The 336-nt window shown below is 61.3% G+C and carries 1 pseudogene; it reads left to right on the top strand.

Annotated features, from left to right (window positions below):
* Positions 1–336 (top strand): annotated as a pseudogene (locus tag HMPREF2886_RS05445) (DDE-type integrase/transposase/recombinase); the annotation flags it as partial.

The following is a 336-nucleotide window of genomic DNA, read 5'->3' as shown; positions in this document are numbered from 1 at the left end:
TACACGCTCGTTCGGCTCCTTGGGCGGCGTGCCGCGCCGGGGCATCTACGACAACATGAAGACCGCCGTCGACAAGGTCAATAAGGGCAAAGGCCGGGCGGTGAATGCGCGCTTTGCGGTGATGTGCGCGCATTACCTGTTCGATCCGGACTTCTGCAACGTCGCCGCTGGTTGGGAAAAGGGCATCGTTGAAAAGAACGTGCAAGACAGCCGCAGGCGTATCTGGCTAGACGCCCAGGACTGCCAGTTTCACTCCTTCGAGGAACTCAATGCCTGGCTGGGCCAGCGCTGCCGCGCGCTTTGGAACGAGCTGACGCACCCTCAATACAGCGGGCT

The organism is Pseudomonas sp. HMSC066A08 (assembly GCF_001813025.1).
GTDB lineage: Bacteria > Pseudomonadota > Gammaproteobacteria > Pseudomonadales > Pseudomonadaceae > Pseudomonas > Pseudomonas aeruginosa.
The sequence above is the reverse complement of the archived record's forward strand: the minus strand, read 5'-3'. Positions and strand labels throughout refer to the sequence as shown.